This window comes from Herminiimonas contaminans, assembly GCF_015645465.1.
Classification (GTDB): domain Bacteria; phylum Pseudomonadota; class Gammaproteobacteria; order Burkholderiales; family Burkholderiaceae_D; genus Oxalicibacterium; species Oxalicibacterium contaminans.
In genome coordinates this window covers 159,559-174,872 of record NZ_JADOEL010000005.1, presented here as the reverse complement: position 1 = coordinate 174,872, position 15,314 = coordinate 159,559, and the positions used below count along the sequence as shown (strand labels likewise).

Annotated in this window: 13 protein-coding genes and 1 tRNA gene; 10 read left to right on the top strand and 4 right to left on the bottom strand. The window is 53.0% G+C overall.

Going from position 1 to position 15,314, the window contains the following annotated elements; translation table 11 throughout:
* Nucleotides 1-38 precede the first annotated feature (38 nt).
* From IXC47_RS08945 to IXC47_RS08905, 9 genes are all read left to right on the top strand, one after another.
* Complete coding sequence (locus tag IXC47_RS08945; RefSeq protein ID WP_195875356.1) at nucleotides 39-455, top strand: hypothetical protein; 417 nt, start codon at nucleotides 39-41, stop codon at nucleotides 453-455.
* A complete protein-coding gene (locus tag IXC47_RS08940) occupies nucleotides 455-2,575 on the top strand; it encodes a transglycosylase SLT domain-containing protein (protein ID WP_195875355.1) in 2,121 nt (706 codons plus the stop codon). Before IXC47_RS08945 ends, IXC47_RS08940 begins: the two co-directional genes overlap by 1 nt.
* Nucleotides 2,575-9,228: an ADP-ribosyltransferase-containing protein gene (locus IXC47_RS08935; protein ID WP_195875354.1), complete on the top strand. Its 6,654-nt coding sequence runs from the start codon at nucleotides 2,575-2,577 to the stop codon at nucleotides 9,226-9,228. The genes IXC47_RS08940 and IXC47_RS08935 overlap by 1 nt, the downstream gene beginning before the upstream one ends.
* Nucleotides 9,229-9,297: 69 nt before the next feature.
* Nucleotides 9,298-10,728, top strand: a complete 1,431-nt coding sequence (locus IXC47_RS08930; protein WP_195875353.1) for a glycine-rich domain-containing protein — start codon at nucleotides 9,298-9,300, stop codon at nucleotides 10,726-10,728.
* Nucleotides 10,728-11,138: a hypothetical protein gene (locus IXC47_RS08925; protein ID WP_195875352.1), complete on the top strand. Its 411-nt coding sequence runs from the start codon at nucleotides 10,728-10,730 to the stop codon at nucleotides 11,136-11,138. Before IXC47_RS08930 ends, IXC47_RS08925 begins: the two co-directional genes overlap by 1 nt.
* A gap of 44 nt (nucleotides 11,139-11,182) precedes the next feature.
* The gene (locus IXC47_RS08920; RefSeq protein WP_195875351.1) at nucleotides 11,183-11,470 is read left to right on the top strand and encodes a hypothetical protein; all 288 of its coding nucleotides are present in this window, start codon (nucleotides 11,183-11,185) and stop codon (nucleotides 11,468-11,470) included.
* A complete protein-coding gene (locus tag IXC47_RS08915) occupies nucleotides 11,467-11,982 on the top strand; it encodes a glycoside hydrolase family 108 protein (RefSeq protein ID WP_195875350.1) in 516 nt (171 codons plus the stop codon). Before IXC47_RS08920 ends, IXC47_RS08915 begins: the two co-directional genes overlap by 4 nt.
* On the top strand, nucleotides 11,979-12,161 hold the full coding sequence (locus IXC47_RS08910; protein WP_195875349.1) for a hypothetical protein: 183 nt from the start codon (nucleotides 11,979-11,981) through the stop codon (nucleotides 12,159-12,161). The genes IXC47_RS08915 and IXC47_RS08910 overlap by 4 nt, the downstream gene beginning before the upstream one ends.
* Nucleotides 12,158-12,649: a hypothetical protein gene (locus tag IXC47_RS08905; protein ID WP_195875348.1), complete on the top strand. Its 492-nt coding sequence runs from the start codon at nucleotides 12,158-12,160 to the stop codon at nucleotides 12,647-12,649. Before IXC47_RS08910 ends, IXC47_RS08905 begins: the two co-directional genes overlap by 4 nt.
* On the opposite strand, the gene IXC47_RS08900 is transcribed toward IXC47_RS08905, so the two are convergent.
* A complete protein-coding gene (locus tag IXC47_RS08900) occupies nucleotides 12,606-13,256 on the bottom strand; it encodes an SOS response-associated peptidase (RefSeq protein ID WP_195875347.1) in 651 nt (216 codons plus the stop codon). The genes IXC47_RS08905 and IXC47_RS08900 overlap by 44 nt on opposite strands.
* Before the next feature lie 92 nt (nucleotides 13,257-13,348).
* Here IXC47_RS08900 and IXC47_RS08895 point away from each other — a divergent pair, with 92 nt between their 5' ends.
* On the top strand, nucleotides 13,349-13,573 hold the full coding sequence (locus IXC47_RS08895) for a hypothetical protein (protein ID WP_195875346.1): 225 nt from the start codon (nucleotides 13,349-13,351) through the stop codon (nucleotides 13,571-13,573).
* An 87-nt stretch (nucleotides 13,574-13,660) separates the two neighbouring features.
* On the opposite strand, the gene IXC47_RS08890 is transcribed toward IXC47_RS08895, so the two are convergent.
* The 3 genes from IXC47_RS08890 to pal form a co-directional block, all read right to left on the bottom strand.
* Nucleotides 13,661-13,736, bottom strand: a tRNA-Lys gene (locus IXC47_RS08890).
* Nucleotides 13,737-14,013: 277 nt separating this feature from the next.
* Nucleotides 14,014-14,745 carry a tol-pal system protein YbgF gene (gene ybgF / locus IXC47_RS08885; protein WP_195875345.1) on the bottom strand — a complete coding sequence of 244 codons (732 nt, stop codon included), beginning with the start codon at nucleotides 14,743-14,745 and terminating at the stop codon, nucleotides 14,014-14,016.
* 13 nt (nucleotides 14,746-14,758) lie between these two features.
* A complete protein-coding gene (gene pal, locus IXC47_RS08880; protein WP_175626387.1) occupies nucleotides 14,759-15,268 on the bottom strand; it encodes a peptidoglycan-associated lipoprotein Pal in 510 nt (169 codons plus the stop codon).
* Nucleotides 15,269-15,314 lie beyond the last annotated feature (46 nt).

The window sequence follows — 15,314 nt, the reverse complement described above, 5'->3', positions numbered from 1 at the left end:
TGGCGGTCGCTGCTGGTGGCTTGGCCATGAAGTCGTCCATGGATCAAGCAGATTACCAAGAGGCTGTCGGTAGGAACAATGCTCAATCGGCAGAATATGCCGCGAAGGACGCAATTGATCGTGGTGCCGTAGAAGAGCAGCAGCAACGCAACAAAACTCGAGCAGTTCTAGCACAGCAGAACGCCGCGTTAGCAGCAAATGGCATGGATGCATCATCCGGAACTGGCCTGCAATTGTTGTCCGACACGGCCGGTCTTGGAGAGTTTGATGCGATGACCATCCGCAGTAATGCATCGAAACAGGCATATGGCTTGAAATTGCAAGGCGCGAATGCGCTTGCAGATAGCAACGCTGCGGCAATCGGTAGCCGGAACAATGCTTTTTCAACATTGCTGACTACCGGCTCTAAGGCTTATTCCTCCTACAAGATTTCAACAATGGATGAGAAGAAGTAATGCGCGTTCCTACTTATACCTCACAAGTCGATGCTATCGCTGCGCCAGTAGTTCAGCAGACTGCTGCGCCTGCCGCCGCATTCGGAGGGCAGATAGCCGATGCGGTAGGTCGGTCTGTCGACATATACAAAGCGGCGCAAGACGATGCCGATAACTTGCGCGTCCAGGATGCCTACAATCAACTGCGCGAGAAGCAACTCGATTTGACGCTGTCACCGGAAAGCGGCTTTGCCAATGTCAAAGGCCGTGACGTGATGAAGCCACGCGACAATGGCATGTCCATGTCAGACGACTACCTTCAAAGGTTCGGGACTGTCGGAAGCGAAATTGAATCCGGACTGGTCAATGAGCGCCAAAAGGCGAAGTTTCGCCAGCGTTTAATTGATTCACAGCTTGAATTCAAGGCTGGATTGCAGCGCCATGAGAATCAACAAATCAGTGAGTACGGTAAGACCGTCACGAATGCCACTGTCACTCTTGAATCCGAAGCCGCGTTCCAGAATTGGCAGAACCCTGACCTTGTGAACAAATCTATTGCGACGGTTACTGATTCGTTGCGAGCTCAAGGTATGCGTGAAGGGCTTCCCGCCGATGCCATAACAGCAGCAGTGCAAGACAAAGTTTCAAAAATTCATAGCGGTGTGCTTGCGCTTTCAATTCAAGAGGGAAATCTTCGATATGCCGAAGATTACCTGAAGAAGAATAGCGCGAGTATGGAAGCTAACGACATCCTGAAATACAAAGGGGCTATTACAAAAGAAATCAAAACAAACGATGCGCTGCTGACTGCTGAAAAGATTATCGGCGAGAACGTACCGAAGATGGCGCCTACTGATTTTGATCGACTTGTTGGTCTAGTTGCTGGTCAAGAATCCGGAAATCGGGAACGGGATAGCAAAGGCAACCTCATAACCTCGCCCAAAGGCGCACAGGGCAAGATGCAGGTTATGCCAGGTACCAACCTTGATCCGGGCTACGGCGTAACGCCTGCAAAGGATGGCAGCGATGCCGAGCGCACCCGCGTAGGCAAGGATTATTTGAAGGCCATGCTGAAAGAGTACGGCGGTGACTTGAATAAAGCATTGGCTGCATACAACGCCGGTCCCGGGGCGCTTGATGCTGCGATCAAGAAAGCCGATAAGTCGGTTGCACTGAACAAGAATGACCCGGCAGTGCCGGTACGCTCCTGGATGGACTTCATGCCGAAGGAAACGCAAAAGTACGTGCCAGCGATTGCAAGCCAATACTCGGCCGGTACCGGTGTGCCTAAAGTAACCCTGGTCGAGCTGCAAAACCAGACCCGCGCGGCAATGGCCGGGAAAGATCCAGCTTACATAAAACTAGCAGTCGACGCTGTTACTCAGCGCTATGACGCGACTAGGAAGTCTGAAAAAGATGCCGCTGATGACCTGGTTGGCCAGGCCTATAAATTGCTCGACCAAAACGGCGGGAACTACAACGGGCTGCCGGCCGACATGCGAGCTGCGCTGCCCGGTGACAAGATAGATAACCTGCAAGCCTACGCAAACACGCGGGCGAAAGGGCAGGCTGTAGCGACCGATTGGGGCGTTTATTACGACCTGCGTCGCGACGATGATCTTTTGAAATCGGTGAATTTGTACGCACTCAAGGGCAAGCTGGGTGATGCCGAGTTCAAGCAGCTGGTGACCGAGCAGGAAAATATCCGAACCGGAAAATCGGAAAGCACAACAGCGACGCGAAGCGCGACACAGATTCTGAATTCATACCTTACTCAAGCCGGTATTGACCCAACACCAAAACCAAGCACTTCAGCGGACTCGGATGCCGCTCGGGTTGGTCGTGCCATGCGCGCGCAACAGGATGCCATCTCGCAGGCTGAATCGGTCAAAGGCGGCAAGCTCACCGCTGCCGAAGTTGAAAAGGTCACTGCAGGCATTTTTACCAATGTGACGATAAAAGGCACCTGGTTCGGCACCAATTCCACGCCGAAATTTAACGTGAAGTCGACCGACACCATTGTCGTTCCGGATGCAGATCGCGCCCAAATTGTGGCTGCGCTCACTGCAACGAAGCGACCAGTAACCGAAGCGATGATCCTTGATATGTATCGTCGCAAAAATAATCTTCAGGTGAATTGATGCCAAACGATAACCCATACCTGCCTTTAGTCCAGGCTGACACTCAACAAACTTTGCAAGGCGCATTTCAAGCGGCTGCTGATAAAAATCCAGATGTGGAAGCAAAGCTGCAACGGCTGGCGGCGAAAGCCGGTGTTCCGCTGGAAGCGGCACGGCTCGACCAGTCCAGCCTTGAGCGACAAGTTGCGCTGCAGGACATCGACTATAAGACTCTTGCGGAAAAGTATCCTTCGACATCTGCATTGCTTTCTGATCCAAATACGGCCGCACTTGCAAAGGATGATGTAAAAACTATCTCGGCGCTGGAAGACACGATGAATTTCGGGGCAAATTCGCTGCGCTCGTTTGCGTCTGGCCTTCCTACTTTTAACGAAGGGTTTTATGGTGTGCTGCAAGCCGGTGCCGACATAACTGCGTCAGCGATTTCGCCTCTCGTCGGCGAATCCCCTGACACGAACATGTTTGCTTATCTTTCCGGTTTGGCGTCCGGCCAGCGCAAGGTTTCCAAGGCCGTTGGCGATGCGTGGCGCGGCGACCAGGCTGGCATGGGCTTTATTCAAAAGTCGGCGCTATCGGGCTTCCAATCGCTTGGTACAAGCCTGCTGACAGCCCCGGCTGCGGTCTTATCTGGCAATCCAGCCCCGATGCTGTACGCGATGGCAGGGCAGACAGGTGGCCAGGCATATGGTGAGGCGCGAGACAAAGGGAAATCCGTAGGCACGTCGTTGAATTACGGAGCCTCACAAGCGGCTATTGAGTTTGCGACCGAACGCTTGCCGGCGGCCTTCCTGCTGCGTGACATCGGTTTGAAGTCGAGCGTGTTCAAGACTGCCATCAATCAAGTGATGACTGAGGTACCAGGCGAGCAGGTCGCAACGATTCTGCAAGACCTGAACGAATGGGCTGTCCTGAATCCAAATAAGCCGTTTGCGAATTACCTGCAAGAGCGGCCATCCGCTGCAGCACAGACACTGATCGCAACACTTGTGGCCAGCGGAGGCCAAGCGGCGATTGCAAAGTCAGCAGACCGCCTGGCCAATGGTTCGCGCGAGCAGCGTTCCGTCGACATCCTGACCGCTTTACGGGATGGCGTCGTGGAATCAAAGACATTTGAACGTGCGCCTGAACGGGTGCGCGACTTCATAGCAAAGCACACAGCAAACGGCGCGATGGAAAATATATTCATCCCGGCTGAACAGTTGAATCAATATTTTCAATCGGTCAATATTCCGCCAGAGTTGGCAGCGGCAGAGATGGGTGCAAAGAACTACGCCGAAGCATTGGCAACCGGTGGCGATGTTGTTATTCCGCTGGCGGACTTTATTACAAGTGCGGCCAAAACGCCCCATTTCGACGGCTTGATGCAGGACATCCGTTTCAACCAAGGCGAAATGACCGCCCGGGAAGCTGATCTGTACGCAAAGAACCAGCCGGAAGACATGCGCGACATCATCGAGTCACTGGCTACACCACAAACGGGGTCGCCAGCAATCGCAACGATGCAGCAGGATATTGTCGGTCAACTGATTGCCAGCGGGTTGGAGCGCAGTACAGCTGAGACTTATGCGAATTTGTACGCTCGCACGATGGGGAACCTTTCTGAACGTGGCGGGCTGGATCCGCTGGCACTGCATGAGCGCTACGGGCTGCAAGTAATTCGTCCAATGGCTGACATCCTCACGCGCTTGGGTGACTCCGACATTCAGATTGACCCGTTGCTTGATCGCCTGCGCGCCGGTGAAGTACCGACTGAGACTGACGTTAACGGGCAAGGGCTAATCGACTTCTTGCGCTCCATTGGTGGGATCAACGACGCCGGCGGCGAGCTGCGCCAGATGGAGGTCGATACTGACAAAGCGCCATTCATGCGTAACCTGGCGCAGATTACTGGCCGTGGTGTTGATGAGGCAGCAGCGCTGGCGCGAGAAGCCGGGTATCCGGTTGATGACATTCTGGACGCTATCCAGCAGGAGATTGGCGGGCAGCCCATCTATTCAAGCGCGAATGCTAACGACGATCTACAGGCACTGCGCCGCGACCTGAATAGCCTGGGTGAATACCTGCACAGCATTGGCGTGGATATTCACACCGCCACAAATACCGAGATTCGGGAAGCGATGGTCGCAGCCGTTGGGAATGTCTATGACCAGGGCGCAATAGCCACGGAGACTGCACCGTTTAAAAAATGGTTTGGCGATAGCAAGGTAGTCGATGCCGATGGCAAGCCGCTTATCGTTTACCACGGCAGCCCTGATGCCAGATTTGTAGATGAGGACGGTATTTTTGCGACGATGAAAGATCGAATGTTGAAATTCGGAAACACGCCGGAGTCCAAACGGGCGGCGGCTGATGAACGCGCATTTTTCTTTACATCATCGAAAAAAGTTGCTGAAACATATGCGGACGATAGTCGCGCTTGGGATTATCAAGTTGCCGTACCTGCAGTAATACCGACATACGTGTCAATCAAGAACCCTTTGGAAGTGGATGCCGCCGGAAAACATTGGAGAGAGGCGCAGGTAAGCATCAACAAGAATGATTTCGTTAAGCAAGCAAAAGCAGATGGGTACGATGGCGTTATTATCCGGAACGTTCGAGATAGCTATGACAGTCTTACTACTGGAAAAGACCCTGAGTCTGATGTGTTCGTTGCTTTCGAGTCGAATCAGATCAAATCTGCCACCAGCAACAATGGAGACTTTGACCCTGCTAATCCGTCCATTTTGCGTCAAGGTACCGATAAGAATCGGGGTTACATTCAGTTTGGCAAAGATCGTAAATTCAATATCGCACTGCTGGAAAACTCTGACCTGTCTACATTCCTGCATGAAACCGGTCACTTCTGGCTGGAAGTCATGGGCGACCTTGCAACTGACCCGACTGCATCGGAGCAATTGAAATCTGATTACGCCGGAATTTTGAAGTTTCTGGATGTTGAGTCACGCGAGCAAATCGGCATAGAGCAGCATGAACTGTTCGCACGAGCGAACGAAGCGTATTTGCGGGAGGGCAAAGCGCCGTCTGCCGAGCTGCGCGCAATGTTCCAGCGCTTTAAGGCGTGGCTCACAATGATTTACCGGTCACTGACTGACCTGAATGTCTCGCTATCGGACGAAGTGCGCGGTGTATTTGATCGCATCTATGCATCCGATGCCGAAATCGAAGCTGCCAAGCATGACCTCGACTTGTCGGCCTTGTTTGTAACTGCGCAAGAGGCGGGCATGACGAATGAGGAATTTGATGCCTACCGGGGTAGCATCGAGGCGGCAACCGCCCGGGCAAAGGAGGATCTACAAGCGAAGCTGATGCGCCAATTCGCCCGCGAAAAGCTGGCCTGGTGGAATGCTGAGCGCGATAAAGTAAAAGTCCAAATCAATGACGAGTTGGATGCATTACCTGAATACAAGGCATTCGATGCGCTCACCAAGGGCGAACTGCCAGACGGTACGCCTTTCAAACTTGATAAGTCAATATTGATCGAGCAGTTTGGCCGGGCATATATCAAGCGCTTGCCCCGTGGATATGGTGAAGGGCGCGGGGCGGTTTTCGCTACAACCGGTGAAGGCATGTACCCGGATGCGGCCGCCGAGCTGGTGGGCTTCACGTCTGGCGCCGAGCTGGTCGAGTCTTTGATAAACATGCGCCCACGCAAGGCGCTAGTTGAGGCTGAGGCGGATAAACGAATGGTCGACAAGCATGGCGACATGATGATCGACGGAACGCTTGCGGACGAGGCCATCGAATCGCTGCACAACGATGAGCAAGCAAATATCCTGCGGTTGGAATTGCAGGCGCTACGGAAAAAACAGATCGAGGTCGAGCCATTCGTAAAAGTTGAGCGCAACAAGGCAAAGTCTAATTCAGACTTCGAAGCGCGCGAACGTGCGTATGAACGCCGCTGGATGGAGGCCGAGAAGAACCTTGTTGTCGAAATGGAACGCGGCATCTCGAATGAACGTATTAGCGAGCTGAAAGCTGAAATTAAGCAGATCAAGGATGAGGCGCGCGAAGCCAAGCGCGCTGCCCGGGCTGCAACCGAAACACCGCCAGTCTCGGCATTCCGTAATGCTGCGCGCGGCCTGATAGGTCAGACCGCTGTCCGCGACATCAATCCTCATGCTTACCTTTTGGCAGAGCGCAAGGCCGGCAAGGCAGCATTCAAAGCGATGGCCGCTGGTGATGCTATGGAAGCTGCGATTCAGAAGCAGCGTGAGCTGCTGAATCACTATCTGTACAGGGAGGCAACTGCAGCACGGGAGGCCACAGACGAAATATATTCCTATGCCCGCAAATTCCTGAAGGGCAAAGCGCGCACCAAGTTCGGTAAAGCTGGGGCGACCTATCTGGAACAAATCGATGACCTGCTGGATCAGTACGAATTCGCCGATGTGTCGAAGACTGATATTGTCCGCCGTGAAAAGCTGCTGAATTTCATTTCTGAGAAACTTGAAAATGGCGAGTCGGTACAGATTCCTGATTCCGTCCTGCTGGACGCTGAGCGCCGAAACTACAAAACGCTGGCGTTCGACCAATTGCTTGCCGTTCGTGATGCCATCGCCAATATCGAACACCTGGTCAATCTGAAGACAAAACTGCTTACAGACAAAGCCAAGCGCGAGCTGGCGGATGTCGTGGCCGAGGGAGTCGAATCAATCGTCGATAACGCGAAGGGTGAGAAGCGCGCGCCAATTGGCACACGCACATGGCTGGATTCCGCCCGCGAGATGCGCGACGGCTACTTTGTTGCTCACCGCAAGCTGTCTTCATTGTTCGGCGAAATGGACGGCTTCAAGACCGAGGGTTTCATGTGGCGCACCTTCATGGCGCCAATCAATGAGGCAGGGAACCGTAAAGCGGTTTTGACTGAAGAAGCGACGCAGAAGTTGTCGGCACTGTATGACCTGCTCCGCAAGCCTGGTATCGGGAACAAGATCAAGGGATTGGGGCTGCTCTCAAAAGATTATTACCCGTCGCTGGGCATGAGCATGTCTAAGTCTGACATCCTTTCCCTGGCATTGAACTATGGGAACGATGGCAATCGCCAGCGTATCCGTGACGGCTACAACTGGACTGACCAGCAAGTGCTTGCCGCACTGGATAAATTGCAGCCGCACGAATGGCAGTTCGTAGAAGGCATGTGGAAATTGATAGATTCCTATTGGCCGGAAATATCAGCTCAGGACAAGCGCGTCAACGGGGTCGCTCCGGAGAAGGTTCAGGCGTCCGGCTTTGTGTTGCCAAGTGGCCGCCGCATCGAGGGCGGCTATTACCCCATTAAATACGATGAGCGCCACTCTGTGCGCTCCTACACCGATAGGGCGAAGGAAGAAGCCGACCGCATAATGCGCGGCGCTGTGGCGCGTCCTGGCGTCGATACGGGCTTCACTGAAGGACGTGCCGGGAAAATCATTAATCGCAAGATAAAGCTGGATTTGGGCGTCGGCCTGCAGCACATCGACACGGTATTGCAAACGCTCACACATCGCGAAGTGCTGATCGACCTTAACAAGATTCTCGGCTCATCAAAATTGAATGGTGCGATTCTCGACTATTACGGTATCGAGACTTACAAGGCGATTTCCGACGCGATAGTCGATGTTGCTGCCGGCGAGGTCGGAGCGCGCGACTCGGTAGAGCGGAGTATGTCGTGGTTGCGTAGCGGCGTGACCGTGGCGGCAATGGGCTGGAAGGTATCGACGGCACTGATGCAGCCTTTGGGCTTTACACAGTCAACCGTCAAGATCGGTGCCAAGTGGATGGGGCGCGGTATCTCGCGCTACATCGGCGACGCGCTGCATATGGAAAACGCCACGAAGTTTGTCTATGAGCGCTCTGACATGATGCGTCTGCGCACCAAGACTCAGAACCGTGAAATTGCTGAAATTCGCAACCAGATAAGTGCCGGCGGACTGAAGTCTGACATCGAATCCACCTATTTTTACATGATCGTAAAGATGCAAGCAGTTGTCGATATTCCCACATGGCTGGGGGCTTATGAGCGCTACATGAGCGAAACAAACAACGATGAGCCGCGAGCGATCGCACTTGCAGATCAGGCGGTAATTGACGCGCAAGGCGGCGGCCAGGTCAAGGATTTGGCCAGTGTGCAGCGTGGTGGGCCATTGAAAAAAATGTGGACTACCTTCTATTCATACTTCAGTTCGACATGGAACCTTACTGTCGAATCGGCCAAGCGTACCGACTTCCGCAAAGTTGACGATGTTGGACGTTTTGCCGTCGACATGATGCTGCTGTACACGATTCCGACTGTCCTTTCCGGCGCCCTGAAGGAAGCAATGGGAAAGGGCGATGATGACGATGACGAATGGTATGCATGGCTGGCCAAGGAACAATTGAGCTACATGACCGGTACCTTAATCGGTGTGCGGGAGTTGTCTGGCGCCATTCAGGGCATGTTTGGGTATAGCGGACCCGCCGGCGCGCGGTTCTTCGCCGAGGCATCAAAGTTGGTCAAGCAGGTCGGACAGGGTGAGGCGGACGCAGCCTTTATCAAAGCGGCGAACAACACGGCCGGGATACTGTTTCACTATCCTGCTGGGATGTTGCAAAACCTGGTGGATGGTTTTATTGCAATGAAAGAGGGTAAAACACAGAACCCTGCCGCGTTGGCATTCGGTGCGCCGCGTGAATAATTTCAATATGCAATTGATTTCTCCCGTTCTTTTCGCAAAAAATCGCGCACAAATGAATGGGGTGAAGCAATGACCGTACAGTCAACGAATAACAAGGTGTTTGCGCTAGGGGACGGGGTAACTCGGGAAATCCCCTATGGATTCCGCATTTACCGCGAATCTGACTTTGTTGTCATTCAAACCGACTTGCTTACCGGTATCGATTCCGCTCCATTGATTTTGCACACCGATTATGAGGTCACCGGTGCCGGCGGTTACAACGGCGGCAACATCGTTCTGACGAATCCTGCGCCGCTCAACACGCGGATTACTGGCATACGCCTTCTATCTACAACGCAGCTTACTGATTTGCGTAATCAAGGCAGCTATTTTGCGGAGATTCATGAAGACGTGTTCGACCGCCTGGCTATGGTCGGCCAACAACAGCAGGAACAAATTGACCGCTCGTTTAAGCTGCCCGTCAGCGTTAGCGATGTGTCAGCGGAATTGCCGCGCCCGGTACCCGGTCGCGGCTTAAAGTGGTCGGCTGATGGTACGAAGCTCATCAATAGCGATGTAGATCCGGATAGTCTTGCTAGTGCGGCTGCGGCAAGTGCGCAAGATGCTGCGAATAGCGCTTTCTCGGCGAATGTTTCATTGAATGCGGTTATCGAGGTGGTGAATGAGGTCGAAAATGCCCGACTTGATGCAGAGGCTTCAGCTAGTGAGGCGGAGGCGAGTGCGGCATCAATCAATCCTACGAATCTAGTGCACCGCACTGGCGGTGAATCCATCGCTGGCATCAAGACATTTACCGATTCGCCGATCGTCCCAACTCCAACAACTGCAAATCAAGCAACAAACAAATCTTATGTTGATGGACGAATCGGTCGGTTGATTGGCTTTCAAGTAATAACAGCAACTGGCACGTACACGAAAGCAACAAACAATCCAGCTTTTGTAGTGGTGGAGGTTCAAGGTGGTGGTGGTGGTGGAGGGGGTTCTGCTGCTACTTCGTCTGCTTCAGCCGGTGGTGGGGCTGGTGGTTATGGGATGAAAAAAATTCTTGCATCGGCTCTTGCTGCAAGTGAGACCGTAACTATTGGCAATGGCGGGACGGCTGGGGCCGTTGGTGGCACGGGTGGGAATGGTGGGGCGTCTTCATTTGGTTCTCATGTGACATGTTCCGGAGGCGGTGGTGGGGCTGGCAGCGCGTCTGTTGGCTCTCTTGTAGGCGGTGCAGGAGGGGTGTCAACTGGAGCGGATTTGAATTGTGTTGGTAATCCTGGAGGACGTTCCAATACTAATCAGAGTGTTTCAAACGGATACAACGCGTCTGGTGAAGGCGGTGCATCTCGTTTCGGTGGTGCAGGTTTTTCTGTTGCAAACGGATCGGATATGCGCGGTGGAAATGGTGCGGCTAACTCTGGTTCTGGTGGTGGTGGTAGTGCTACTAACGCGGCGGGACAACTTGGTTCAACTGGCGGCTCTGGAGTTGTCATCGTTTGGGAGTATGCGTAATGAAATATGCGCTGATATTTGAAGGGAGAATTGTCGACGTTGCAGCTCTCCCGTTTGACGTCCATGAATCAATGTCCTGGGTGCCTTGCCCGGACGACTGCACCATGTCCACCCATGAATATGTTGACGGTGTTGTGCGCGAAAAGGTGATTGAGCCAGAGCCTCCGGCAGTGCCGCAGGTTATCTCCCGCTTTCAAGGTATAGCGCAGTTGCATAAGGCCGGCTTGCTTGACCAGGTTAACGCGATCATGGCCGACCCAGCTACCGACCCGCTGACCGTTATCGCCTGGAACACTGTGCAGGAATTTCGCCGGCAGTCACCCATCATTCTTGCAATGGCACCATTGCTGGAATTGACGGATGAAGACCTTGATCAGCTTTTTACTCTGGCGGCTGGGATTGAAGGATGAGGCCGACAGAGAAAATAGGCGAGCGCCGTGCGACAGATCCTGTATTGAATGCCGTCAAAGGTCTGCAGCGCAGCTTTGACCAGCGACATACAGAGAGTGCAAACCATATGGAAATTTTAGAAGGCAAGGTCGACCGTGTCCTTGCTGGTTTCCCTGATGGCGATCCAGATGGTCATCGCCGGTTTCATGAATCCATGATTCGTAAAGCTGAAGCGCGGGAAAAATTCTGGAACGACATGCGCGCCAAGTTGATCGAACGCGGCGTGTGGGCGACTTTGTTGGCGCTTGGCGGAGCCGTGTTGTTTGCGACAAAGGAGTATTTGCACAAATGAACTTCGATGAAGCATTCGACCGTCTGATCGGACATGAGGCCGGTTTCAGCAAAGACCCAAAAGACCCGGGCAACTGGACTGGCGGCAAGCCGGGCGTTGGCGTTTTGAAGGGTACCAAGTTTGGGATTGCTGCAAACACCTATCCGGACATCGACATTGAAAATCTCACGCTAGCCACGGCCAAGGCGATTTACAAGCGCGACTGGTGGCTGAAGATCGGGGCTGACGAAATTGATGGGGCGATCATATTTCAGCTTTGGGACTTTGCTGTGAATGCCGGCATGGGGAATGCCAAACGTGCGTTGCAGCGCGCAGTAAGGGTGGCAGACGATGGGAAGATTGGCGCCATGACGATTGCAGCAGTAAAGGCGATGTCTGTGACTGATGTACTCATGCGTTTCAATGCGCAACGTTTACGCCACTACACATCATTGTCGACATGGCCAACATTCGGGAAGGGTTGGACAAACCGGGTAGCCGGAAACCTCGATTACGCAGCGGAGGATTCATGATCATGACCAAAGTCGGCGGACGGCGCTTTCTGCTCACGCTCGGATGCGGCATTGTTTGCACCTGGTTGATGTGGGAGGGGAAGATTACTGATGTCGTCTTCCGCGACATCATCATCGGTACGGTTGCAGCCTACATCGCTGGCAACACAGTGCAGAAAGTGAAGGAGCCGAAGGAATGAGCGTGACCGCCAAACTCGTCGCCGCGCTGGTATTCGTACTGGCGTTGGTCAGCTCCCACTGGTATGTCTATAACGCTGGCAACCGGAATGGATCCAATGCCGTCTTGGTCAAGCAACAGGAATCTGACCTGCAGGCGTGGAAAGACAGTGCCGCCGACATTGCAATCGAACTCGACCGCCAGCAAGCGGCTAACCTGAAGGTGTCCAATGACTATCAAAAAGAATTGCGCGATATTCGCGCTTATCAGCCTGCTGGCCGGTTGCGGCTCCCTGCCTCGACCTGTGACCAAATTGCCGGAAAAACCGAAACCACAGGTGCCAGCCGATCTGATGGTGCCACTTCCGGAACCATTGCACTTCCAGAAGACATTGAACGAAGACTTCGGGATCGTCGCAAAGAAGCAGACGGAGTGACAGCCATTTGTCGCGGCCTGCAGAACTGGGCTATCGAGAACGGGTTTTATCCGGCACCGGTGCCGCCGTCATAGCGTCCGCTGGATACGGCCGCAAGAAAGATCGCGCTATTTCCGGATTTCTGCATGACAGCCAATCATCCCAATCAGTAGCTGGCACAATCACGAGCGACCGCTTTTCCTCGCCTGGCTTGTGAAAGTGATTCATCAGCGGATGGTCATCGGCATTGATGGTCAGCTGCGTAAAGGAATGCACTGTTTCACCTTCAGGCGATTTTGATTCTCGCCAAAGGCCGGCCACCGCAAACGGTGACGCGTCGGCCATGCCTATTCCCCAGCGCACGTGCTTGCCGGTTTCCCAATTGGGCTCGTAGAACACTGTCATCGGCACCAGGCACAATTGACCCTCGCGCCAGGGCTTCGCGTAGCTGCGTCTTTCGCCAATCGTTTCCGCCCGCGCATTCATGGTGCTGAATTTCTTGCCGGTACCGTGTATCTGGTTCTGCGGCACCATGCCATACGAAGCGATGATTGTTTCCCGTTCGCCGCGATCATCAAATCGAATGATTGGCGCGTCATAGTCCTGCCATGTTTGATCCGGCCAGGTGGCGTCTGTTGGTGCCGGCGACCGGAATATCTCAGCTAATTCCTCGCGGCGGGAAGGCGTGTAGGTGACGCACATAGAACACTCTGTAGTTGTGGCTGACCGGCCATTTTGAAGCCTGTTCGCCGGGTTTGATATACTGTATTTTTGTACAGTAATTGGAGTGCATCATGAAAGATTGGACTTATATTGAATGCCACTATTTCGTCCGGACAATCGATCCAATAAGTAAGAAGTGGTACACGACGCGATGGCGCATGACCGAGCAAAACGCAAAGGAGCTGTACGCCGAAGGCGAGTATGAAATTTTGTGGGATACAAAAGTGGAGCGACTTCTTGGCGGCGATATGGAATCGATATGCTCAAGTTCGTTTTTGAAAAAACCGAAGCTGTGAATTTTTGCGTGGCAGAAAAATGCACACACCAATGAAAAAAGGCTCCCATTTCTGAGAGCCTTTTTTGATCTTCTACTACTGTATTCGTGGTAGGCCGTGCGGGATTCGAACCTGCGACCAACGGATTAAAAGTCCGCTGCTCTACCAGCTGAGCTAACGACCCGAAAGACAGCTATTATAGGAACGTTTATTACCCCTGTCAATCACATCTCTGCTTTTTCTCTAAGGTTTTTTCTATCCCGTGATTTGACACTGGCATAACCTGCACTTTCCCTCTGTATTCCCCTCTGTCTGTAGCCGCATGATGCCGGTCTTGCATTAGCGGGGTGGCACCTGCTACGGGCAAAAAAAATCGCCCGACTAGCGGGCGAGGGGGCAATCGTTAAAACATATTTACTGGCGACTATAAGCAGATCGTCCCCTGTATATATGAGTGCTGATTATTTAAAGTTTGCCAGGCGTTCTTTTGCGGTTTGCGCGGCCGGAGCATTCGGAAATTTTGCGACCAGGGATTCCAAGGTTTTCTTGGCTGCCGAACGGTCTTTCAATTCCACTTGCGAACTGGCGATGTTGAGCAATGCGTCAGCAGCTTTTGGATTGTCCGGATATTTTTTCAACAGTGCCTGCTGCGCAGCGATCGCATTTTTGTAGTCACGTTGCGCATAGTAGGCATTGCCTATCCAGTACTGGGCCGAAGGTGCGTATGCAGATTCAGGATAGCGCTGGATGAAGTCTGCAAACGAACTGCCTGACTTTTTGTAGTCGCCAGCCTTGAACAAGGCGAGGGCGTTGTCGTAAGCGTTCTGTTCTGATTGCCCGACCATTGCATCCTTGCCGTCCACTGCAACGACTTGCGGTTCCAGCTTGCGCAGGCGATTGTCGAGATCGACGTAGAAGTCTTTTTGTCTTTGCTGCAGGTTCTGCACTTCATTCGACAAGACTTCGATCTGGCCATTGAGGCGGGAAATTTCCTGCTTCAATGCGTCGTTCTGGTTGGAGAGCGTAAGCACTGCGGATGTTTCCGCTTTGCTTTGCTGGATACCGTCGACTTTGCTGCGCAGATCAATGATCGCTTTGCGAGCCTCATCGTCGCCGAACAGCGCAGCATGCGCTGACAGCGACGCACAAGAAAATGCGGCCATCAAGGCCGCAATAAGAGTCTTTTTAATCATTGGCTAGCAAAGATTAATAAACGATATCGGCACGGCGGTTTTCTGCCCATGCTGCTTCGTCGCTACCCAGTGCTTTTGGTTTTTCTTTGCCCAGGGAGACAGCTTCCATTTGCGATTCAGGTACGCCTAACAGGGACAAGGACTTACGTACTGCTTCTGCACGTTTTTGGCCGAGTGCCAGGTTGTACTCTGCGCCGCCGCGATCATCGGTGTTACCTTGGATGATGATTTTGCGACCCTGGTTGCTCTTCAGGTATTTAGCGTGGTTTTCAACGACTTGCTGGAATTCCGGTTTGACGATGTAGCTGTCGAAGTCAAAGTAGATGCTGCGTTTTGCCAGTACACCTTGTGGGTCGTTCAATGGATCGCTGGATGCATTGACGGTACCAACCGAGCGTGGATCAGCTGTTGCGCTTGAGCCAGTACGATCTTCTACTGGTGCTTTGTCGTCCAGTTTGGTTGACGAGCAAGCTGCCATCAGCAGTGCACTTGATAAGATAAAAACGGATGTTAAGGCGCGCATGTTATTCCCCTGTTTGTGTAAGTTAAGCGTTGGGTGTTAAAAATCG

What these genes read in the sequence shown, in the direction of transcription:
- IXC47_RS08945 (WP_195875356.1), top strand. Translation starts at nt 39, where the DNA reads ATGGATCAAGCAGATTACCAAGAGGCTGTCGGTAGGAACAATGCTCAA.
- IXC47_RS08940 (WP_195875355.1), top strand. Translation starts at nt 455, where the DNA reads ATGCGCGTTCCTACTTATACCTCACAAGTCGATGCTATCGCTGCGCCA.
- IXC47_RS08935 (WP_195875354.1), top strand. Translation starts at nt 2,575, where the DNA reads ATGCCAAACGATAACCCATACCTGCCTTTAGTCCAGGCTGACACTCAA.
- IXC47_RS08930 (WP_195875353.1), top strand. Translation starts at nt 9,298, where the DNA reads ATGACCGTACAGTCAACGAATAACAAGGTGTTTGCGCTAGGGGACGGG.
- IXC47_RS08925 (WP_195875352.1), top strand. Translation starts at nt 10,728, where the DNA reads ATGAAATATGCGCTGATATTTGAAGGGAGAATTGTCGACGTTGCAGCT.
- IXC47_RS08915 (WP_195875350.1), top strand. Translation starts at nt 11,467, where the DNA reads ATGAACTTCGATGAAGCATTCGACCGTCTGATCGGACATGAGGCCGGT.
- IXC47_RS08910 (WP_195875349.1), top strand. Translation starts at nt 11,979, where the DNA reads ATGATCATGACCAAAGTCGGCGGACGGCGCTTTCTGCTCACGCTCGGA.
- IXC47_RS08905 (WP_195875348.1), top strand. Translation starts at nt 12,158, where the DNA reads ATGAGCGTGACCGCCAAACTCGTCGCCGCGCTGGTATTCGTACTGGCG.
- IXC47_RS08900 (WP_195875347.1), bottom strand. Translation starts at nt 13,256, where the DNA reads ATGTGCGTCACCTACACGCCTTCCCGCCGCGAGGAATTAGCTGAGATA.
- IXC47_RS08895 (WP_195875346.1), top strand. Translation starts at nt 13,349, where the DNA reads ATGAAAGATTGGACTTATATTGAATGCCACTATTTCGTCCGGACAATC.
- ybgF (WP_195875345.1), bottom strand. Translation starts at nt 14,745, where the DNA reads ATGATTAAAAAGACTCTTATTGCGGCCTTGATGGCCGCATTTTCTTGT.
- pal (WP_175626387.1), bottom strand. Translation starts at nt 15,268, where the DNA reads ATGCGCGCCTTAACATCCGTTTTTATCTTATCAAGTGCACTGCTGATG.